Below are 1,189 nucleotides of genomic sequence, written 5' to 3' on the forward strand. Positions count from 1 at the left end.
GGTAAGCGTCAAATAAAATACACGTAGGAACCAACGGTCATCCATGCGATAATCTTCTTAGAAACCAACTCGGGAGGTTATGCGATGACCCAACAAGACAAAAGAATAAAATGGAAAGCACGCTACGATGCCTGGAAAGCAAGTGGGCTAAGTATAGCTGAATGGTGCCGGAATCAGGAAATCAAAGATCACCAAATGTACTATTGGGTTCAACAGTTCGAGCACGGTGACTTTTTGTCGGAAACACCTGTCGAAACACAGTGGCTGGCTGTTCAAGTTGAAGAAGAATCATTACCTTCATCGGGACAAGGTCCCATCTTATTACATTTTGGTGCTATCTCTGTTGAAGTACGACCAGGGGCCAACATGAGCCTACTATCCGATGTTGTTCATGTGCTGCAAAGCCGATGCTGACAAACCATTCATTTGATCGAGTTTACCTGGCTCGTGGGAGTACTGATTTGCGCAAATCTATTGATGGATTGGCCGTGATCGTGCAGGAGTGTTTTGAATTAGATCCTTTTTCTCCCTGCCTGTTCGTGTTCTGTAATCGAAAACGAGACAAGCTGAAGATTCTGCAGTGGGAGCACAATGGGTTTTGGCTGCATTACCGCAGACTGGAAAGAGGAACATTTCATTGGCCATCGGAAAAGGAAACAGCACCCATGAATATCAGCCCGCGCCAACTTCGCTGGCTGCTGGATGGTTTGCCAATCGAACAGAAACAGGCACACGAGGAAGTAACAGCACGCACCATTCTATAAGACTATAAGAAACTGAAATATAGAAATACGGGGATTCGACTAGGCAAGTCGGATTCTTTTTCGTATACTTATCATATGACAAAAACAGCGCATACATCAATTAATACAATTGAATATTATAAAGCGCAAAATGAGAAGCTTGAGATGGAAAAAGAGGCGTTGGAGGCCAAACTAAAATGGTACGAAGAACAATTTCGTCTAAGCCAACAACGCAGATTTGGTTCTTCCAGCGAGAAGACCGATTCTGACCAGCTCTCTCTTTTCAATGAGGCCGAAGATACAACTGATTCGACTATTGAAGAACCAACTGTCGAGTCGATTACATATCAACGCAAGAAACAACGTGGTCAGCGCAAACAAAACCTTGAAAACCTGCCTACAGAAACGGTTGAATATCGTCTGTCTGATGAGGAACAGGTCTGTTC

3 protein-coding genes are annotated in these 1,189 nt (G+C 44.0%); all 3 read left to right on the forward strand.

Features of this window, described 5'->3' with window-relative positions:
- Window positions 1-84 precede the first annotated feature (84 nt).
- Window positions 85-414 carry an IS66 family insertion sequence element accessory protein TnpA gene (gene tnpA, locus IEW67_RS17835; protein WP_188634425.1) on the forward strand — a complete coding sequence of 110 codons (330 nt, stop codon included), beginning with the start codon at window positions 85-87 and terminating at the stop codon, window positions 412-414.
- The gene (gene tnpB, locus IEW67_RS17840) at window positions 408-764 is read left to right on the forward strand and encodes an IS66 family insertion sequence element accessory protein TnpB (protein WP_188634426.1); all 357 of its coding nucleotides are present in this window, start codon (window positions 408-410) and stop codon (window positions 762-764) included. Before tnpA ends, tnpB begins: the two co-directional genes overlap by 7 nt.
- Before the next feature lie 75 nt (window positions 765-839).
- The coding region (locus IEW67_RS17845; protein WP_188634427.1) for an IS66 family transposase at window positions 840-1,189 on the forward strand (350 nt) is incomplete at its 3' end.

Source organism: Lentibacillus kapialis (assembly GCF_014646635.1).
GTDB lineage: Bacteria > Bacillota > Bacilli > Bacillales > Amphibacillaceae > Lentibacillus > Lentibacillus kapialis.

What these genes read in the sequence shown, in the direction of transcription:
- tnpA (WP_188634425.1), top strand. Translation starts at nt 85, where the DNA reads ATGACCCAACAAGACAAAAGAATAAAATGGAAAGCACGCTACGATGCC.
- tnpB (WP_188634426.1), top strand. Translation starts at nt 408, where the DNA reads ATGCTGACAAACCATTCATTTGATCGAGTTTACCTGGCTCGTGGGAGT.